Origin of the sequence: Achromobacter sp. Root565 (genome assembly GCF_001427425.1) — a bacterium.
Lineage (GTDB): Bacteria > Pseudomonadota > Gammaproteobacteria > Burkholderiales > Burkholderiaceae_B > Achromobacter > Achromobacter spanius_D.
In genome coordinates this window covers 51,138-68,679 of record NZ_LMGO01000006.1, presented here as the reverse complement: position 1 = coordinate 68,679, position 17,542 = coordinate 51,138, and the positions used below count along the sequence as shown (strand labels likewise).

Annotated in this window: 17 protein-coding genes and 1 tRNA gene; 3 read left to right on the top strand and 15 right to left on the bottom strand. The window is 63.8% G+C overall.

The genetic code is table 11. The features are described 5' to 3' along the window. The first annotated feature begins 30 nt into the window (after window positions 1-30). Window positions 31-255: a CrpP-related protein gene (locus ASD71_RS28060; RefSeq protein WP_156395258.1), complete on the top strand. Its 225-nt coding sequence runs from the start codon at window positions 31-33 to the stop codon at window positions 253-255. Between the two features lie 570 nt (window positions 256-825). Here ASD71_RS28060 and ASD71_RS21690 read toward each other — a convergent pair. The 9 genes from ASD71_RS21690 to ASD71_RS21650 form a co-directional block, all read right to left on the bottom strand. After that, a tRNA-Pro gene (locus ASD71_RS21690) sits at window positions 826-902 on the bottom strand. A gap of 241 nt (window positions 903-1,143) precedes the next feature. Beyond that, the gene (locus tag ASD71_RS21685; RefSeq protein ID WP_056569705.1) at window positions 1,144-1,578 is read right to left on the bottom strand and encodes a MerR family transcriptional regulator; all 435 of its coding nucleotides are present in this window, start codon (window positions 1,576-1,578) and stop codon (window positions 1,144-1,146) included. A 58-nt stretch (window positions 1,579-1,636) separates the two neighbouring features. Next, window positions 1,637-1,975: an integration host factor subunit alpha gene (locus tag ASD71_RS21680; protein ID WP_082579019.1), complete on the bottom strand. Its 339-nt coding sequence runs from the start codon at window positions 1,973-1,975 to the stop codon at window positions 1,637-1,639. 2 nt (window positions 1,976-1,977) lie between these two features. Next, window positions 1,978-4,395 carry a phenylalanine--tRNA ligase subunit beta gene (gene pheT, locus ASD71_RS21675; protein ID WP_056569699.1) on the bottom strand — a complete coding sequence of 806 codons (2,418 nt, stop codon included), beginning with the start codon at window positions 4,393-4,395 and terminating at the stop codon, window positions 1,978-1,980. 13 nt (window positions 4,396-4,408) lie between these two features. Beyond that, entirely contained in the window at window positions 4,409-5,431 is a 1,023-nt protein-coding gene (pheS, locus tag ASD71_RS21670; protein ID WP_056569696.1) for a phenylalanine--tRNA ligase subunit alpha, read from the bottom strand. 77 nt (window positions 5,432-5,508) lie between these two features. Next, a complete protein-coding gene (gene rplT / locus ASD71_RS21665; protein WP_006218741.1) occupies window positions 5,509-5,868 on the bottom strand; it encodes a 50S ribosomal protein L20 in 360 nt (119 codons plus the stop codon). A gap of 17 nt (window positions 5,869-5,885) precedes the next feature. Next, the gene (gene rpmI, locus ASD71_RS21660; protein WP_008159912.1) at window positions 5,886-6,083 is read right to left on the bottom strand and encodes a 50S ribosomal protein L35; all 198 of its coding nucleotides are present in this window, start codon (window positions 6,081-6,083) and stop codon (window positions 5,886-5,888) included. Window positions 6,084-6,346: 263 nt separating this feature from the next. Next, entirely contained in the window at window positions 6,347-7,888 is a 1,542-nt protein-coding gene (locus ASD71_RS21655) for a YifB family Mg chelatase-like AAA ATPase (RefSeq protein ID WP_056569693.1), read from the bottom strand. Window positions 7,889-8,008: 120 nt separating this feature from the next. Next, window positions 8,009-8,284: an accessory factor UbiK family protein gene (locus tag ASD71_RS21650; protein ID WP_056315890.1), complete on the bottom strand. Its 276-nt coding sequence runs from the start codon at window positions 8,282-8,284 to the stop codon at window positions 8,009-8,011. 675 nt (window positions 8,285-8,959) lie between these two features. Between ASD71_RS21650 and ASD71_RS21645 the strand changes: the two genes are divergently transcribed. Beyond that, on the top strand, window positions 8,960-9,298 hold the full coding sequence (locus ASD71_RS21645; RefSeq protein ID WP_006218735.1) for a P-II family nitrogen regulator: 339 nt from the start codon (window positions 8,960-8,962) through the stop codon (window positions 9,296-9,298). 28 nt (window positions 9,299-9,326) lie between these two features. Beyond that, a complete protein-coding gene (amt, locus tag ASD71_RS21640; protein ID WP_056569690.1) occupies window positions 9,327-10,565 on the top strand; it encodes an ammonium transporter in 1,239 nt (412 codons plus the stop codon). A 221-nt stretch (window positions 10,566-10,786) separates the two neighbouring features. On the opposite strand, the gene ptsP is transcribed toward amt, so the two are convergent. The 6 genes from ptsP to thrS all read right to left on the bottom strand — a co-directional run bounded on the left by ptsP (window position 10,787) and on the right by thrS (window position 17,065). Continuing rightward, window positions 10,787-12,496 (bottom strand): phosphoenolpyruvate--protein phosphotransferase, encoded by a 1,710-nt coding sequence (ptsP, locus tag ASD71_RS21635; RefSeq protein ID WP_056570544.1) that lies wholly within the window; start codon window positions 12,494-12,496, stop codon window positions 10,787-10,789. 97 nt (window positions 12,497-12,593) lie between these two features. Further along, window positions 12,594-12,863, bottom strand: coding sequence for an HPr family phosphocarrier protein (locus ASD71_RS21630; protein ID WP_056569687.1), 270 nt, complete (start codon window positions 12,861-12,863; stop codon window positions 12,594-12,596). Window positions 12,864-12,971: 108 nt separating this feature from the next. Next, entirely contained in the window at window positions 12,972-13,373 is a 402-nt protein-coding gene (locus tag ASD71_RS21625; protein WP_056569684.1) for a PTS sugar transporter subunit IIA, read from the bottom strand. Between the two features lie 15 nt (window positions 13,374-13,388). Then, window positions 13,389-14,375, bottom strand: coding sequence for a glutathione synthase (gene gshB / locus ASD71_RS21620; protein ID WP_056569683.1), 987 nt, complete (start codon window positions 14,373-14,375; stop codon window positions 13,389-13,391). 165 nt (window positions 14,376-14,540) lie between these two features. After that, a complete protein-coding gene (gene infC, locus ASD71_RS21615) occupies window positions 14,541-15,092 on the bottom strand; it encodes a translation initiation factor IF-3 (RefSeq protein ID WP_082579018.1) in 552 nt (183 codons plus the stop codon). 20 nt (window positions 15,093-15,112) lie between these two features. Then, window positions 15,113-17,065 (bottom strand): threonine--tRNA ligase, encoded by a 1,953-nt coding sequence (thrS, locus tag ASD71_RS21610; RefSeq protein WP_056569677.1) that lies wholly within the window; start codon window positions 17,063-17,065, stop codon window positions 15,113-15,115. Between the last annotated feature and the right edge of the window lie 477 nt (window positions 17,066-17,542).

Genomic DNA, 17,542 nt, shown 5'->3' with positions numbered 1-17,542 from the left:
CTTAGGACCTTTCCCTGCAGGAGGCGCGAAATGGATGACCCCGTCCACAGAGCCGGCCAGGAAGCCGCCAGATATGGCGTGCCGCTTTCTGCTTGCCCCCTCATGAAAGAAGCAAACATGCCCGGCCATACCGGCGAATCGCTGCCAATCTGGCGCGCCAGATTGGCCCTATGGGAAGCCGGCTGGCACGAAGAAACCAAAGCCCGCCTCGCTGAACTGCATCGCCGCCGGCTATTGCAACAATCGTTTGATTGAAGGCGCCCGCGCTGCCGCGTGTCCGCCACCTTCGGGAACGCGGTTTGCTGCACGGTAGTCACCGCAGCGGCGTGGTTGTTTTTTCGATCAAGCAGAGGGCGGTTCCGCACACTCCCTCCCTCTTGCCGCTGCGGCCCTGCTGCTTCTTCCTGCAGCTTCTCCCTTCTGCTTCGTACCCCCGCGCGCTTCAAAATTCCTTGATGATCCTGTAGCCGAAACGGGTGCAGACGTGGCCCGTATAGACACGATCACCCATCAACCAGATCGCCCGCACGAAATCCCTTTCAATTGATCAACCCGTCAATATCGAGAATTGTGATCGGTCTGACGATAGGCTCATTCCGATACGCGGGCATCACGCGCTTCGGTGACACTTATTAAGCGGATCGAGTATGCAAATCGCATTGCAGCAAGCGGCACACGCAGTCCGGTGCTGACGATGCTGAAGTGTCGGGCGGCTTATAACGATGCTGAAAGTGTCGGGTGGCTTGAATGGGAAGTGCCCACAAAAGCCGGCCGCAATGAGAAAGGGGGTTAGTGATTATTATCACTAACCCCCTAGGGTATTGCTGGTCGGGACGGCGGGATTCGAACTCGCGACCCCTTGCACCCCATGCAAGTGCGCTACCAGGCTGCGCTACGCCCCGAAAGAAAAAGAGTATAGCAGAACTAAAAAATGTTTGCACGCATTGGTGCAAAAAAAGTGCTGAATACTCAAAAAATTTTGCGCTCTGCGTTCGCTGTTCATCACACTGCATGTGATGAACCAGCGGCGCGAAGCGCTTAGGCATTACGGTGAGCAGCGTGCGTGGCCAAGAAGGCCAGCGCGCGCTGCAGGTACTGATATCAAGCGTTGGATTTCAAGCGATGAGTCGCGGGGAAAGCGGCTCAGGCGGCAGGCGCCGTGTGCGTCGCGTTAACCGCAGCGGGCGTGGTGGCCGCAGTGCCCAATGCATCAGCGAGCATCGCGGACACGTTGCCGAGTTCGGTGCGCAGCGATTGCATCTCGGTGCCCGACAGGCGCACGGCGGCGTCCTGGTCGTGCGGCACATCGCGCGCGTCGCCGAGGCGATTACGCGCGCCGCTGATCGTGAAGCCTTGTTCGTAAAGCAACGAACGGATGCGGCGGATGAGCAGCACTTCGTGATGCTGGTAATAGCGGCGGTTGCCGCGGCGCTTCACGGGTTTGAGCTGCGTGAATTCCTGTTCCCAGTACCGCAACACATGAGGCTTGACGCCACACAGGTCGCTGACTTCGCCAATGGTGAAGTAACGCTTGGCGGGAATGGGCGGTAGGGTAACGGTGGATTCAGTACGTGTCATAAGCGGATTTTATGCGCGCGATGCGGAGGGCGCCGATAACAATTACCGACAAAGCGTATCACTCCGCGGCTTCGGGTGCTGCGGGGACGGCCTGCTCCACCACACTCTTGAGTTTCTGGCTGGCGTGGAACGTGACCACGCGCCGCGCCGCGATGGGAATGGTCTCTCCGGTCTTGGGGTTGCGGCCAGGGCGCGGCGGTTTATCGCGCACCTGGAAGTTGCCGAAACCCGAAAGCTTGACGGAATCACCGCGCGCCAGAGCGTCGCGGATTTCCTCGAAGAACGTATCGACGATGTCCTTGGCTTCGCGCTTATTCAGGCCGACCCGCTCGAAGAGCAGTTCGGCTAGCTCGGCCTTGGTGAGGGTGCGTTGCTCGGCAAGCATACTGGTCCCCATGTTCAGCCACGTTGGCGCGCGCCGTGCGCGGCAACCAGGGCTTCCTTGATGCGCGCGAGGCAATCCGCCACGCGGGCTTCGTCCAAAGTGACCTCAGTGTCCTGTAGCCAGAAACGGAACGCAAGGCTTTTCTCGGCGACCGGTTCGCTACCTTGCGCCTTGTCACGCCACACGTCGAACACGCGCGCATCCTGCACGACGGCCAGCTGTGCGTCGGCCTTGACGGCTGCGGCAACGGTGTCGAGCATGGACTGTACGGTCACGTCTTCATCGACCCACAGCGCCAGGTCGCGCACCACCACGGGCTGACGCGACAGCTCGCGCACCTGCGGCAATTCGCCTTCGGACAATGCGTCCACATCCAGTTCAAACACCACCGGCGCATGCGCCAGGTCGGCCTGCTGCGCCCAGCGCGGATGCAGTTCGCCGACCCAACCGACCTGCTTGCCGTCGAGGATGACGCGCGCGCCACGGCCGGGATGCAGGGCGGGATGTGCCGCTGCCTCGAAACGCAGGCGGCGGCCGCGTGCGCCGAACAGCGACTCGACGTCCATCTTCACGTCGAAGAAATCGACGTGGCGCGTGGGCACGCCCCACTGCTCTTCCACGGCCGGGCCCCATGCAGCGCCCGCGAGCTTCATGGGCTGGCGCACGCCGGCCACTTGCAGCGGACCGTCCTCGGCCGAGGCATCGCGGAAAAACACGCGCCCCAGTTCGAACAAACGCACGCGCGATTGCTTGCGGTTGGCGTTATGGCGGATGTTGGCGACCAGGCCGCCGATCAGGCTGGAACGCATGACCGACAGATGACTGGCGATCGGATTCACGAGGCGCACGGGGTTGTCGTTGCCCGCGAAATCGCGTTCCCAGTCGGCTTCGACGAAGCTGTAGTTGACGACTTCCTGGTAGTCCTGGGCGGCCGTCAGGCGGCGCAGCGCATGCGCGCCGCGGCGCACTTCGGGCTGCGAGAACATCTTGGCGCGGGCCATCGGCGGCACGTCGGGAATGCTTTCGAAGCCGTAGATGCGAGCCACTTCCTCGATCAGGTCTTCTTCGATTTCCAGGTCGAAACGGAACGACGGCGGATTAACGATGAAGTCATCGCCCTCGACCGAGTAGTCCAGGCCCAGGCTGCCGAAGATCGTGGCGACCTGCTCGCGCGTGACCGGCACACCCAGCACGCGATGGCAACGCGCCAGGCGCATGCGCACCGGAGGACGCTGGGGCAGATTGACGATCTGGTCGTCGATGGGCCCCACCTGGCCGCCGCAGATGTCGACGATGAGGCGGGTGATGAATTCCAGGTGCTCGGGAATGCTGGCGTAGTCGACGCCGCGTTCGAAGCGGTGGCTGGCTTCGGAGCTGAACTTGAAGCGGCGCGCGCGGCCGGCAATGGCTTGCGGCCACCAGAACGCGGCTTCGAGGTAGATGTTCTGTGTGTCCAGCGTCACGGAGGTGGCTTCGCCGCCCATGATGCCGGCCAGGCTTTCGACCTGCTCGCCGGCGACGACCACGCCGACCTTCGGGTCCAGCTTGACGGTCTGGCCGTTCAGCAATTCCAGCGTTTCGCCTTCACGCGCCCAGCGCACGGCGATGTCGCCGCCGATCTTGTCCAGATCGAAAACATGCGACGGGCGGCCCAGTTCGAGCATGACGTAGTTGGAGATGTCGACCAGCGCGGACAGCGAACGCTGGCCGGCGCGCTCCAGGCGCGTCTTCATCCATTCGGGCGTCGCCGCGCGGGCGTTCACGCCGCGGATGACGCGGCCGCCGAAACGGCCGCAGAGGTCGGGCGCCTCGATCTTGACGGGCAGGCGCTCGTCGAGCGTGACGGGCACGGCGGCTGCCGTAGGCACCGACAGCGGCGCGCCGGTCAACGCGGCCACTTCGCGCGCAACGCCAAGGATCGACAGGCAGTCGGCACGGTTGGGCGTCAGCTTGAGCGTGAACAGCGTGTCGTCCAGGTCCAGCGCTTCACGGATGGATTGGCCGGGGACCATATCCGCGGGCAGCTCGAGGAGCCCCGCGTGGTCTTGCGACAGGCCCAGTTCGCGCGCCGAGCACAGCATGCCGGAAGACTGGACGCCGCGCATCTTGGCGACGCCGATCTTCATGCCGCCAGGCAGTTCCGCGCCCACGCGGGCAAGCGGCACCTTCAGGCCGGCGGCCGCGTTAGGCGCGCCGCACACGATCTGCAGGCGTTCGCCGGAGCCGTCGTCAACCTGGCAGACGCGCAGTTTGTCGGCGTCGGGGTGCGGGGCGATCTCGACGATATGCGCAACGACCACGCCGGTGAATGCGGGCGCGGCGGGCTCGGTTTCTTCGACTTCCAGGCCGGCCATCGTGAGCCGGTGCGCGAGTTCATCGGTTGCGATCGGAGGATTGACCAGCGTACGCAGCCAGGATTCGGGAAATTGCATGATCAGCCGTCTGTTATTCGTTGAACTGGCGCAGGAAGCGCAAATCGCCTTCGTAGAACTGGCGCAGATCGTTGACGCCGTAGCGCAACATGGTCAGGCGCTCGAGCCCGGAGCCGAAGGCAAAGCCGATGTAGCGCTCGGGATCCAGCCCGAAGTTGCGCACCACCTGCGGATGCACCTGGCCGGATCCGGAGATCTCCAGCCAGCGGCCGCGGTTGGGACCCGAGGTGAACATCATGTCGATCTCGGCGGACGGTTCCGTGAACGGGAAGAACGACGGACGGAAGCGCACGACCAGATCGTCGCTTTCAAAGAAGCAACGCAGAAAATCGGTGTACACGCCCTTCAGGTCGGCAAACGAGATGTCCTCGGCGATCCAGAGCCCTTCCACCTGGTGGAACATGGGCGAGTGCGTGGCGTCGCTGTCGACGCGATAGGTGCGCCCGGGCGCGATGACCTTGATGGGCGGCTTGTTCATGCGGGCATAACGCACCTGCATGGGGCTGGTGTGCGTGCGCAGCAGCAGCGGCAGGCCGTCCGCGTCGTTCATGTCGACGTAGAACGTGTCCTGCATGGAACGCGCCGGATGATCCAGCGGGTTGTTCAAGGCGGTGAAATTGGTCCAGTCGTTTTCCACTTCGGGGCCGTCGGCCACGTCGAAGCCAATGGAACGGAAGATCTCTTCCACGCGTTCCCAGGTCCGGATCACCGGATGGATGCGGCCCGGCGCGCGACCGCGGCCCGGCAGGGTGACGTCAATGGTTTCGGATGCCAGACGGGCATCCAGCTCCGCCTGCGCCAGTTCGGCGCGGCGCGAGGTCAGAAGCTCTTCGATCTTCTGCTTGGCCTGGTTGATCCGCGCGCCCGCTTCTCGTTTCTGCTCGGGATCGAGCTTGCCCAGGCCTTTGAGCAGCACCGTCAAGGCGCCTTCCTTGCCCAGGAAACGAGCTTTTGCGTTCTCAAGCGCGGCGGCATCGGTAGCCGCGGCGAACCGTTCTTGCGCCTGGGCTACCAGGTCGTCAACCAATCGAGTCATGAAATCCAGCCTTCAAAACGCAAACGGGGCTATTACAGCCCCGTTTGCAGCGATGCGCGATGAGTTAAAGCGCGCGATCAGGCAGCCAAGGCAGCCTTGGCTTGCTGCACGATGGCGGCGAAGCCGGCCTTGTCGCGCACGGCCAGATCGGCCAGGACCTTACGGTCGAGTTCGATCGAAGCCTTCTTCAGGCCAGCGATGAACACGCTGTAGCTGACGCCATGCTCGCGGACGGCCGCGTTGATACGCGTGATCCACAGAGCGCGGAACGTGCGCTTCTTGTTACGGCGGTCGCGGTAGGCGTATTGGCCAGCGCGCATGACTGCTTGCTTGGCAATACGGAACACATTACCGCGGCGGCCACGGTAACCCTTGGCGGCGGCAATGACTTTCTTGTGACGTGCGCGGGCAGTTACGCCGCGTTTGACGCGAGGCATAGTAGATCTCCCTTAGATCAAGCGAAAGGCATCATGGCCTTGACGGAGGCCACGTTGGAGTCATGAACCGCCGCAGAGCCGCGCAATTGACGCTTGGCCTTGGTGGTCTTCTTGGTCAGGATGTGACGCTTGAACGCCTGACCACGCTTGATGGAGCCGCTGCCGCGCACCTTAAAGCGCTTCGAAGCGCTTTTCTTGGTTTTCATCTTGGGCATGATGATTCCCTAAACTAAAACACGCATTGTTGATTTACATGACGCCAGGTGCTTGACGCCAAAGACGCCAAAACTTGTAGACCTGTTGCCACTTCTGGGGGTCGCAACCAACGATCTTTAAAGCACATCGTTGTTCCGCGAGTCTTTCCCGAAGGCGGACAAAAAGCTACCCACATCCGGAAAAGCCTTTGATTATATGGTGATTTCCTGAACTTTGTCGAGTCGGCGAGTGCTTCAGCAACAACGGGCACGGGAGGACGGGATCATACCCCCGTACGCCGGTACTGCACTGCCTGGGCGACGTGGCTGGCCGCCAACATCGCCTGGCCATCCAGATCTGCGATCGTGCGGGCCACCCGAAGCGCCCGGTGCATGGCGCGGGCGGAGCCGGTCAGGCGCCGCATGGCCTGATGCAGCAGCGCCTGCGCGTCGGCATCCATGACGCAGAATTCGTCCAGTTCCGCCCCAGCCAGCGCGGCGTTGATCTTGCCCTGCCGGGCAAGCTGGCGCTCGCGGCAACGGATCACGCGCTCCCGGACAGCCTGAGACGCTTCGCCCGGCGGCGCGGTCATCCAGGCGGGATCGGAAGGCGGCAAGGCCACGTGCAGGTCGATCCTGTCCAGCAGCGGCCCCGAGATCTTGCCTGCGTAGCGCGCCACCTGGTCCGGCGTGCAGGCGCACGCGCGCCCCGGATGGCCTCGCCAGCCGCAAGGACAGGGGTTCATGGCGGCGACCAGCTGGAAACGGGCCGGAAACTGCGCGGCGTGCAGCGCCCGGGAGATGACCACCCTGCCCGCCTCCAGCGGCTCTCGCAGCGCCTCGAGCGAGCGGCGGCTGAATTCGGGAAGTTCGTCCAGGAACAGGACACCGTGGTGGGCCAGACTGATTTCACCGGGACGCGGCCGCCCGCCCCCGCCGACTAGCGCCGCCACCGACGCCGAATGATGCGGCGCCCGGAAAGGCGGCTGGCCAGTGAGCGTGTCGGGCATGCCGGCCATGGCCGCGACGGCCGCAGCCTCAAGCGCCTGGCCACGCTCGAGCGGCGGCAGCAGGCCCGGCAGGCGCGCGGCCAGCATGCTCTTGCCCGCGCCAGGCGGGCCCAGCATGAGCAGACTGTGGCCGCCTGCCGCCGCGACTTCCAGCGCACGCCGTGCGCCCGGCTGACCGCGCACGTCCGACAGGCAAGGAACGGGCGCGGCGGGCGGCCAAGGCGAGGGCACGGCATTAGGCAGCAAGGACGCGCCCGCCGCATGGGACGCCACGTCCGCCAGGCAACGCGCCGACAGGACGCGCAACCCGGGGACCCAGGCCGCTTGCTCGGCGCTGCCGGCAGGCAGGATGAGCGTCGCGTCGGGCGCGTCGCGGGCGACGCTCAGCGCGATCACCAGCGGCGCGGCGACCGGCACGAGCGCGCCGGTCAAGGACAGTTCGCCGGCCAGCACCAGGCGAGACAACGCGGGGTCGGGCGCCCGGGGGTGAGCTTCGGGGTGTTGCGCACTATCCTGCGCTGGCGCCGCCAATTGACCCGAGGCCAGCAACACCCCCAGCGCAATGGGCAGATCGAATCGGCCGGACTCCTTGGGCATGTCTGCCGGCGACAGATTGACGGTGATGCGCCCTGCTGGAAACTCAAAGCCGCTGTTGATGATGGCCGCCCTGACCCGCTCGCGGCTTTCCCGGACTTCGGTGTCAACGAGCCCGACCACGTTGAATCCCGGCAAGCCAGGCCCCAGGTGCGTTTCGACGCGGACCGCATGGGCGTGCATGCCGCTAAGGGCCCTGCTGGCGAGTACGGCAAGCGTCACGGGGGGTCTCCGGGATGAGTTCGAGACGCCAGTATCCGCAAAAAACAAACGGCCGCGGAGAGCGGCCGTGACAAAACGATCTCGCACACGGCCCGCGCGGAGCGGGCACGCGGCGTTTGCTTACTTATCGAGTCCCGTCGCCGGGCCCTTGTCCAGACCCGTCAGGCGCTGTTCCATCTGCTGCACCTGGGCCGCCAGTTGATCGACCCGGGCGCGGGTGCGAGCAAGCAGGTCGGCCTGCACGTCGAACTCTTCGCGGGTCACCAGATCCAGTTTGGAAAACGCCTGCGTCATCATGGCGCGGACGTTGCGCTCGACATCTGCCGCGGGGCTGCGCGCGATCAGGTCGGAAATGTTCTTCTGAAGGTCTTCCATCCACTGGGTGCGATTGTTCATATAGGCCTCTCAATGTGCTTGATGGCTCAAGTGTAGTGCGTCGGATGGGTGGTTTCAGGCGGGGCCGGTTGTGCCGCCGCAAAAAAAAGGGCGGGCCGCATGCGGTGACCGCCCTTCAAAGCACAGGAGAAAACCGGGCTGCCTGACGGCAACCCCCTACCAACACCACTAGCCTTGCCGCCGGTCGATCCGACCGCGCAGTGCATCGTCCAAATGCCCGATACACGTCCTGAATCCGATTCAACTCGAGCCCACTCCGGTCAACAAGCCGACCCGTGTAAACCCTCGTATCACGGTCGCACCCCAATTTAGGCAAATTTGAACGCGTTCCCGGCGGGGACCGGAGAGCCGTCCTGGAACACAGAACCGCAGCCTGCAAGGCTAAGCGGCCGATAAAGAGTTCTGCAACCGCGACTACACGCACGCCGAGGCAGGCCTTCGCATCAGCGAAGCCCGCATTAAATGGCTACAAATCCTTCTCGAGGAACACAAGTGGTTGCAAGTGCCTGCTACGCGTTGTTGCGCACCAAATTGAGGCCGCGCTGCGGTGCATCACGCACCACAACGGTGCCGACCCGCACAATTTTTGCGCCTTTCCCGGGCATCGCCGGCCCAGACCAACATGGCATGGATATTGCTTTAACCACGGAGCGTGCAACCAAGAGAGGAAATGCCATGAAACTCATCATCGCCATCATCAAGCCCTTCAAGCTCGACGAAGTGCGGGTGGCTCTATCCGGAATCGGGGTCCAGGGCCTGACCGTCACCGAAGTCAAAGGCTTTGGCCGCCAGAAGGGCCACACCGAACTCTATCGCGGCGCCGAATACGCCGTGGACTTCCTGCCCAAGCTGCGAGTCGAGGCCGCTGTGCCCGACCACCTTGTCGATCAGGTCATCGAAGCGATCGAACAAGCCGCCCGCACCGGCAAGATCGGTGACGGCAAGATCTTTGCCGCGCCCCTTGAACAAGTCATCCGTATCAGAACTGGCGAAGCCGGCGAAGCTGCGCTGTAAATAAATAAAGACTCAATGGAGCCTGAAAATGGATAAAGCAGATATCTCCTGGTTGCTCGTCTCTACCCTGCTTGTATTGATGATGGCCGTACCCGGCCTGGCCATGTTCTACGCCGGCCTGGTGCGCAGCAAAAACGTGTTGTCCGTCTTGCTGCAAGTGTTGTGCACGTTCGTGCTGGGCCTGGTTCTCTGGTTCATCTATGGATACTCCCTGGCGTTCACCGAGGGCAACGCCTTCTTCGGCGGCCTCTCGCGCGCCTTCTTCTCTGGCATGTTCAACCCGGCGGACGGCACGTACGCCATGTCGAACACGCTGACCGAGCTGCTGTTCGCCTCGTTCCAGGCCACGTTCGCCGGCATCACCTGCGCCCTGGTGGTCGGCAGCTTCGCCGAGCGCGCCCGGTTCTCGGCGGTGCTGGTGTTCACGGTGATCTGGTTCACGTTCGCCTACATCCCCATCGCGCACATGGTGTGGTTCGCCTCTGAAACGGCTCCTGGTCTCTTGAACGCCCAAGGCGCGCTGGACTTTGCCGGCGGCACCGTGGTGCACATCAACGCCGGCGTGGCCGGCCTGGTGGGCGCCTATGTGGTTGGCAAGCGCGTGGGCTACGGCCGCGAAGCCATGCAGCCGCACAACCTGCCGATGACCTTCGTGGGCGCCGCGCTGCTGTGGGTGGGCTGGTTCGGTTTCAACGCGGGTTCGGCCCTGGCCGCCAACGAGAACGCCACCCTGGCCTTCTTCAACACCATGATCGCCACGGCAGGCGCTGTCCTGGCCTGGCTGTTCACGGAATGGGCCATCAAGGGCAAGCCCTCGATGCTGGGCGCCGCTTCGGGCGCCATCGCTGGCCTGGTCGGCATCACCCCTGCCGCCGGCCTGGTCGGTCCGGTGGGCGCACTGATCATCGGCGTGGTCGCCGGCGTGGTCTGCGTCTGGGGCGTGAATGGCCTGAAGCGCATGCTGCGCGCCGACGATGCGCTGGACGTGTTCGGCATCCACGGCGTGGGCGGCATTGTGGGCGCCCTGCTCACCGGCGTGTTCAATGCGCAGGTCTTCGGCGGCCCCGGCCTGGCCGAGCCCTCCATGATTGCTCACCAACTGTGGGTCCAGCTGGAAGGCGTGCTGCTGACGATCGTCTGGTCCGGCGTGGTGGCATGGATTGCCTACAAGATCGCCAATGCCCTGTGCGGCCTGCGTGTGCCGGAAGACCAGGAGCGCGAAGGCCTGGACGTCACGAGCCACGGCGAATCCGCCTATCACAGCTAAGTGGTGCAACGCCTCCGCCGTGACCTGTGGCGGGGCGGATTGAAAAATGAAAGAGCCCTTCATCGTGAAGGGCTCTTTTTTATGTCTGCTTGCTTGGGACGGTGTCAGACACCCGGCGGAGAGGATCGTCAGCTTGTAACGGCGACTCAACGGGTGTCAGACACCTTGCATCTTGGCCACGGTGTCAGACACCTGGATCAGCCAATGCCGCGAAGGACGAATCAGGCCGGGCCGAGGGCGTCCAAATCGACGGGCAAGGCGCGGTTCAGCGCCGACGCCACCTTGATGCGAAGCGCGTTGGAGTGCGCCCGGCGCACCTCGCGCTTGACGTCCAGAAGCTGCTGCGGGTGCATGGAGAATTCGGTCAGACCCAGCCCGAGCAGCAGGCGCGTCATGCGCGAATCGCCTGCCATTTCGCCGCAGACGGCCACCGGCTTGCCCGCGCGCTCGCCGGCATTGATGGTGTTGGCAACCAGGCGCAGCACCGCAGGGTGCAGCGGATCGTACAGCGACGCCACGTCGTGGTCGCCACGATCGATGGCCAGTGTGTACTGGATCAGGTCGTTGGTGCCAATGGACAGGAAGTCCAGCGCCTGGGCAAAGGGTTCGATCGCGATGGCGATGGCGGGGACTTCGACCATCGCGCCCACCTCCATGTGAGGCGCATAGGCCTGGCCACGGGCGTCGAGTTCGCGGCGGGCGGCCTCGATGGCGGCCTTGGTCGCCACGACCTCGTGCATGTGCGCGATCATCGGGATCAGCAGGCGCACCGGTCCATGGGCGGACGCCCTGAGGATGGCCCGCAACTGAGTCGCGAACATCTCGGGGCGCGCCAGGCAATAGCGGATGGCGCGCTGCCCCAGGGCGGGATTGGTGGCCACGGTGGCCTCGCCGTCCAGCGTCTTGTCCGAGCCGATGTCCAGCGTGCGGATCGTGACCGGGCGGCCTGCCATCACTTTGACGACCGAGGCATAGGCCTCGTACTGCTCTTCTTCGCCTGGCAGATCTGGCCGGCCCATGAAGAGGAATTCGCTACGGAACAGCCCGATGCCGTGCGCGCCGGATGCCAGCGCCAGCGCGGCTTCGTCCGGCAGCTCGATATTGGCGTGCAGAACGATGTCGATCCCGTCCAGCGTGACGGAGGGTTCGTCGCGCAGAAGGCCGAGCTCGGCGCGCTCGTCGGCGTAAGCGGCCTGGCGGCGGCGGTATTCCTGGAGGATGCGGTCGGACGGGTTGACCACTACGGCGCCGACCGAACCATCGATGATCAGCATGTCGCCGTCACGGACCAGTTCGCGCACGTTGCCCATTGCCACCACCGCGGGCACGCCCATGCTGCGCGCCACGATCGCGGTGTGCGAGGTGGGGCCGCCCAGGTCGGTGACGAAGGCGGCGAAACGTCCGCCGCGCAGCCGCAGCATGTCGGCGGGAGAGATATCGTGCGCCACCACGACCAGGGCGTCGTCGCCGCCCATGTGGGACATATCGGGCAGGATCGCCGACGTGCCGGCCAGGACGTGCAGTACGCGCTCGATCACCTGGCGCACGTCCGCCCCGCGCTCGCGCAGGTATTCGTCTTCCATGGCGTCGAACTGCTGCCCCAGGATCTGGCCCTGCGTCGTCAGCGCCCATTCGGCGTTGTAGTGGCGCTCGGCGATCAGGGCGAGCGTCTGCTCGGCCAGGAGCGGATCGCCCAGAAGCAGGCTGTGCACGTTCAGCATTGCGCCCAGCTCGCGCGGCGCGTCGGCCGGCAGCGTGTCGGCCAGTTGCAGGAGTTCCTGCTGGGCCGAAGCCAGGGCTTGGGTCAGACGGTCGGTCTCGGCGGGCACGTCTTCCGGCGAGATCCGGTAGTGCGCCACTTCAAGGGCTGCGGCCCCCATGACGACGGCGCGGCCGATGGCGTAGCCCTTGGCGACGCCCTTGCCGTACAGACATACAACGGGGCTGGCAGAGCCAGCCCCGTCGGGCGCGCCGAACGCGGGCGCGGGCGAACCGGCCCGTGCCGGGCCGGCTGCTTCAGAAGAATGTCTATTCCTGCTCACCGAATTTGCTGTCGAACAGAGTTTCGATTTCGGAAAGCGCTTGCTCGGCATCGCTGCCGGAGGCTTCCAGCTTGACGGTGACGCCCAGCCCGGCTGCCAGCATCATGACGCCCATGATGCTCTTGGCGTTCACGCGCTGCGCACCGCGCGAAATGAAGATCTCGCTGGCGAACTTGCTGGCAAGCTGCGTCAGCTTGGCGGCGGCCCGCGCGTGCAATCCCAGTTTGTTGCTGATGACAATGTCAGTAGTAGGCATAGGAAAGATGGTGACCGCGGGCTATGCCGCAGTGTTGATCGCAGCCAATCGTCGAACCGATCCTCGGCTTGAAATAATAGCCGACATAATAGGGCAATTTTCTGCCCGTCAGTCTACCCGCAAGACGCCCTGCACCCCGCCGGCAAGCGCCTTTTCGCGGGTTTCCGCCAACGGCAGGTTGCGGTAGGTCAACGCGCGCAGCAGCATCGGGGTGTTGAGTCCCGCGAGCACACAGCACTGGATGCCTTGGGCCTGGGCGTCGGCGACCGCGCGCTTGGAAATATTGGCGGGCGTGGCGCCGATCAGGTCGGTCAGCACCAGAACGCCCGCGCCGTGGTCCTGCTCGAGGATGTCTTTCAGGACGTCCGGCGCCAAGTCGTCCGGCAGATCTTCGGGCAGGATGTCGTGGATCGCCAGCATGCCGTCCAGATCGCCCATGACGTGGCTCGCGCATTCGCGCATTGCCGCGCCCAGGGGCGCGTGCACGACGATCACAATACCCGTGGTCATGTCGGTTCCGAAAAATCAGGCAGCAACGGAGGCGGAGCCGGCGGCCTTGGCCGCCACAGCCTTTTCGAGCGCCTGCACGAACATGCCGGCCACGTCGAAGCCGGTCTGTTCGGCGATTTCCACGAAACAGGTGGGGCTGGTGACGTTGACTTCGGTGACGAAGTCGCCAATGACGTCCAGGCCAACCAGCAGCAGGCCGCGGGCGGCCAGCTTGGGCGCCACGGCTTCGGCGATCTCGCGGTCGCGGGCGGACAACTCCTGCGCGACGCCACGGCCGCCAGCGGCCAGGTTGCCGCGCGTTTCGCCGGCCAGGGGGATGCGGGCCAGGGAATACGGCACGGGTTCGCCGCCGATCAGCAGAATGCGCTTGTCGCCCTCGACGATGTCAGGGATGAAACGCTGCGCCATGATGGTGCGCGCGCCGTTGTCGGTGAGCGTTTCCAGGATGGCGTTCAGGTTGGGATCCTTGGGCTGCAGGCGGAACACGCCCGTGCCGCCCATGCCGTCCAGCGGCTTGACGATGACGTCCTGGTGCTTGTCATGGAACGCCTTGAGACGGGCCATGTTGCGAGTGACCAGCGTGGGCGCGGTGAACTCGCTGATTTCGGTGATCGCCAGCTTTTCCGGGTGGTTCCGGATGGCCGCGCCGCCGTTGAACACGCAGGCGCCCTGCGCCTCGGCGTATTCGAGCAGGTGCGTGGAATACACGTATTCCATGTCGAACGGGGGGTCCTTGCGCATCACGACCGCGCCAAAATCCGCCAGTGGCAGATCCTGGGAGGCGGAATCGCGCCACCAGTCGTGGCCGTGCAGGTCGGCATCGGCGACCAGCTCGATCGGGGTGGTCTGCGCCTTGACGACGCCCGCCTCGATGTAGAGGTCGCCCTGCATGGCCACGCTGAGCGTGTGCCCGCGCGCCACGAGGGCACGCATCATGGCGACCGAACTATCCTTGTACGCCTTGAGCAGCGGCAAGGGATCCAAAACGAACAAAACGTGCATCGCGACACCCTGAACGGACGCCGCCTCCCCTGCTGGGAAGGCGGCTATGCTTTGTGACATCGTAGCGTAGAGCCGGCCAATAAGCGAACCCGCCGGTCACGAGACGGACACGGCGGGTTGCAGGAAGCAAGGCTAAGCCTTGCCTGAACCGGATACGGCGGGCGCTCAGGCTGCCGATTCGGGCTTGCCTGCGGGCACAGCCTTTTTCTTCGGCGCCAGCACCATGACCATCTGACGGCCTTCGAGCTTGGGCATGGCTTCGACCTGGGCAAGCTCCAGGAGGTCGTCGCGCACGCGCTCGAGAACGCGCATGCCAAGTTCCTGGTGAGCCATTTCGCGGCCACGGAAACGCAACGTCACCTTGGCCTTGTCGCCTTCCTCGAGGAAGCGGCGCAGGTTGCGCAGCTTGACCTGATAGTCGCCCTCGTCGGTCGCCGGACGGAATTTGACTTCCTTGACCTGGATGACCTTCTGCTTGGAGCGGGCCTCGGCTTGGCGCTTTTGCTCTTGGTACTTGAACTTGCCGTAGTCCATCAAACGGCAGACCGGGGGCTCGGCGTTCGGCGCGATTTCCACCAGATCCACGTCGTTTTGCTCGGAAAGACGGAACGCGTCGGCAATCTTGACGATGCCCAGCTGTTCTCCCTCCAGACCTATCAGGCGCACCTCGGGGACGCGGATTTCACCGTTGATGCGATTGGCTTTTTCAGTGGCGATGTTGAAAGCTCCTAGAAATGTTAAGCAGCGCTGCTATCAGGTTGATTGACGTCGCGACGGGTGGCAACGTCTTCGGACAACCGGGAGACAAAGTCGTCGAAGGGGATGGCGCCAAGGTCCAGGCCGCCCAGTCCACGTACGGCGACAGTGCCGTTTTGCTTTTCCTTGTCGCCGACGACAAGAATGTACGGCACCTTTTGCAGGCTGTGTTCCCGAATTTTACGAGTGATTTTTTCACCGCGCAAATCGGACTCTACTCTAAAGCCTTGTTTTTTCAGGCTTTGCGTAATTTGGGCTGCATAATCGGCCGAAGGTTCGGAAATGCAGCATACAACTGCTTGCACCGGAGCGAGCCAAGGCGGCATGGCGCCGGCGTGGTTTTCGATCAACATGCCGATGAAGCGCTCGAGCGAACCGAGGATCGCACGGTGCAGCATGACCGGCGGACGGCGCTGGTCGTTCGGGTCCACGTACTCGGCGCCCAGGCGCACGGGCATCGAGAAATCGACCTGGATCGTGCCGCACTGCCAGTGACGGCCGATGGCGTCCTTCAGCGTGTATTCGACCTTCGGGCCGTAGAAGGCGCCCTCGCCCGGCGAGATTTCAAATTCGCAACCCGTGCGGCGCAGGCTTTCCATCAGGGCGGCTTCGGCCGTGTCCCAGACTTCGTCCGTGCCGATACGCTTTTCAGGACGCGTGGCGACCTTGTACAGGACTTCGGTAAAGCCGAAGTCGCGGTAGACCTTCTGCAGCAGGGCCGTGAAATCGGCGCATTCGTCCTGGAGCTGTTCTTCGGTACAGAAGATGTGGCCGTCGTCCTGCGTGAAGCCGCGCACGCGCATCATGCCATGCAGCGAGCCGGAGGGCTCGTTGCGGTGGCACTGGCCGAATTCGCCGTAGCGCAGGGGCAGTTCGCGGTAGGAGTGCAGGCCGGCATTGAAGATCTGCACGTGGCCCGGGCAGTTCATGGGCTTCAAGCCATAGACGCGGTTTTCGGACTCGGTCGTGAACATGTTTTCACGGTAGTTGTCCCAGTGGCCGGTCTTCTTCCAGAGCGAAATGTCCAGGATCTGCGGCGCCTTCACTTCCTGGTAGCCGTTGTCGCGGTACACGCTGCGCATGTATTGCTCGACCTGCTGCCACAGGGCCCAGCCCTTGGGATGCCAGAAGATCAGGCCCGGGGCCTCGTCCTGGAAGTGGAACAGGTCGAGTTCGCGGCCGATCTTGCGGTGGTCGCGGCGCTCGGCCTCTTCGAGCATGTGCAGGTAGGCTTCCTGTTCTTCCTTGGTTGCCCAGGCGGTGCCGTAGATGCGCTGAAGCATCTCGTTCTTGCTGTCGCCGCGCCAGTAGGCGCCGGCCACCTTCATCAGCTTGAAGACCTTGAGCTTGCCCGTGGACGGCACGTGCGGGCCGCGGCACAGGTCGATGAACTCGCCTTCGCGGTACAGGCTGAGCGGCTCGTTGGACGGGATCGAGGCGATGATTTCCGCCTTGTACTTTTCGCCGATGCCCTTGAAGAATTCGACGGCGTCGTCGCGCGACCATTCTTCGCGCGTGACGACTTCGTCTTTCTTGGCCAGTTCGGCCATCTTCTTTTCGATGGCGGCCAGGTCTTCCGGCGTGAAGGGGCGCTTGTACGAGAAGTCGTAGTAGAACCCGTTGTCGATCACGGGGCCGATGGTGACCTGGGCGTCGGGGAAGAGCTCCTTGACGGCGTAGGCCAGCAGGTGGGCTGTCGAATGGCGGATCAGATCCAGGCCGTCAGCGTCCTTGGCCGTCACGATTGCCAGACGGGCGTCTTCCACGATGCGGAAACTGGTGTCGACGAGCTTGGAATCCGAGCCGTCGAACGTCACGCGGCCGCCCAGCGCAGCCTTCGCCAGGCCCGTACCGATCGATTGCGCCACTTCGGCGACCGTTACCGGTCCCGGAAATTGGCGCTGCGAACCATCGGGCAATGTGATCTGTACCATCGGGAGTGCTTCCTGGGGTTCTTGGAACTGAAAAACGAAAACAGAAACGAAAAACGCGGCCTGGTAGCCGCGTTCATTTGATTGTCTTGATGAGTCCTACCGCTGACCTGACACGGTGAAACCCGACGCACGAAAAAACTAACGCGACATGGGGCGAAAGTTCCGGGTCGTAGTTCGTGCGGGCGGGAAAAACATGTTTGGGCCTGTTGGTGCGCGCAATGCGAGGCGCGAATCAAGGTGCAGCAAAACAAATGCAGCCGAAATAGCTGCATGGATCGTTGCCGATTGTAGCACCGTTTGCGCGCTGCCCGTGGTGAAAACGCCACGGAGGATTGCAGGGAGCCCCGGGGGGCCACGGTGAGATGTTTAGCGCTGGTGGATCGGTCTGATTTTGGCCGGTTTTGCGACCCAAACGCGCGCCGAACACGTAATCTGCCCACGAATTTCAGGGCCGCGCACGGAAATGCGCCAGCGACC

Bases quoted from the DNA above. Each gene is read 5' to 3' on its own strand.
- ASD71_RS28060 (WP_156395258.1), top strand. From the start codon at position 31: ATGGATGACCCCGTCCACAGAGCCGGCCAGGAAGCCGCCAGATATGGC.
- ASD71_RS21685 (WP_056569705.1), bottom strand. From the start codon at position 1,578: ATGACACGTACTGAATCCACCGTTACCCTACCGCCCATTCCCGCCAAG.
- ASD71_RS21680 (WP_082579019.1), bottom strand. From the start codon at position 1,975: ATGGGGACCAGTATGCTTGCCGAGCAACGCACCCTCACCAAGGCCGAG.
- pheT (WP_056569699.1), bottom strand. From the start codon at position 4,395: ATGCAATTTCCCGAATCCTGGCTGCGTACGCTGGTCAATCCTCCGATC.
- pheS (WP_056569696.1), bottom strand. From the start codon at position 5,431: ATGACTCGATTGGTTGACGACCTGGTAGCCCAGGCGCAAGAACGGTTC.
- rplT (WP_006218741.1), bottom strand. From the start codon at position 5,868: ATGCCTCGCGTCAAACGCGGCGTAACTGCCCGCGCACGTCACAAGAAA.
- rpmI (WP_008159912.1), bottom strand. From the start codon at position 6,083: ATGCCCAAGATGAAAACCAAGAAAAGCGCTTCGAAGCGCTTTAAGGTG.
- ASD71_RS21650 (WP_056315890.1), bottom strand. From the start codon at position 8,284: ATGAACAATCGCACCCAGTGGATGGAAGACCTTCAGAAGAACATTTCC.
- ASD71_RS21645 (WP_006218735.1), top strand. From the start codon at position 8,960: ATGAAACTCATCATCGCCATCATCAAGCCCTTCAAGCTCGACGAAGTG.
- amt (WP_056569690.1), top strand. From the start codon at position 9,327: ATGGATAAAGCAGATATCTCCTGGTTGCTCGTCTCTACCCTGCTTGTA.
- ASD71_RS21630 (WP_056569687.1), bottom strand. From the start codon at position 12,863: ATGCCTACTACTGACATTGTCATCAGCAACAAACTGGGATTGCACGCG.
- ASD71_RS21625 (WP_056569684.1), bottom strand. From the start codon at position 13,373: ATGACCACGGGTATTGTGATCGTCGTGCACGCGCCCCTGGGCGCGGCA.
- gshB (WP_056569683.1), bottom strand. From the start codon at position 14,375: ATGCACGTTTTGTTCGTTTTGGATCCCTTGCCGCTGCTCAAGGCGTAC.
- thrS (WP_056569677.1), bottom strand. From the start codon at position 17,065: ATGGTACAGATCACATTGCCCGATGGTTCGCAGCGCCAATTTCCGGGA.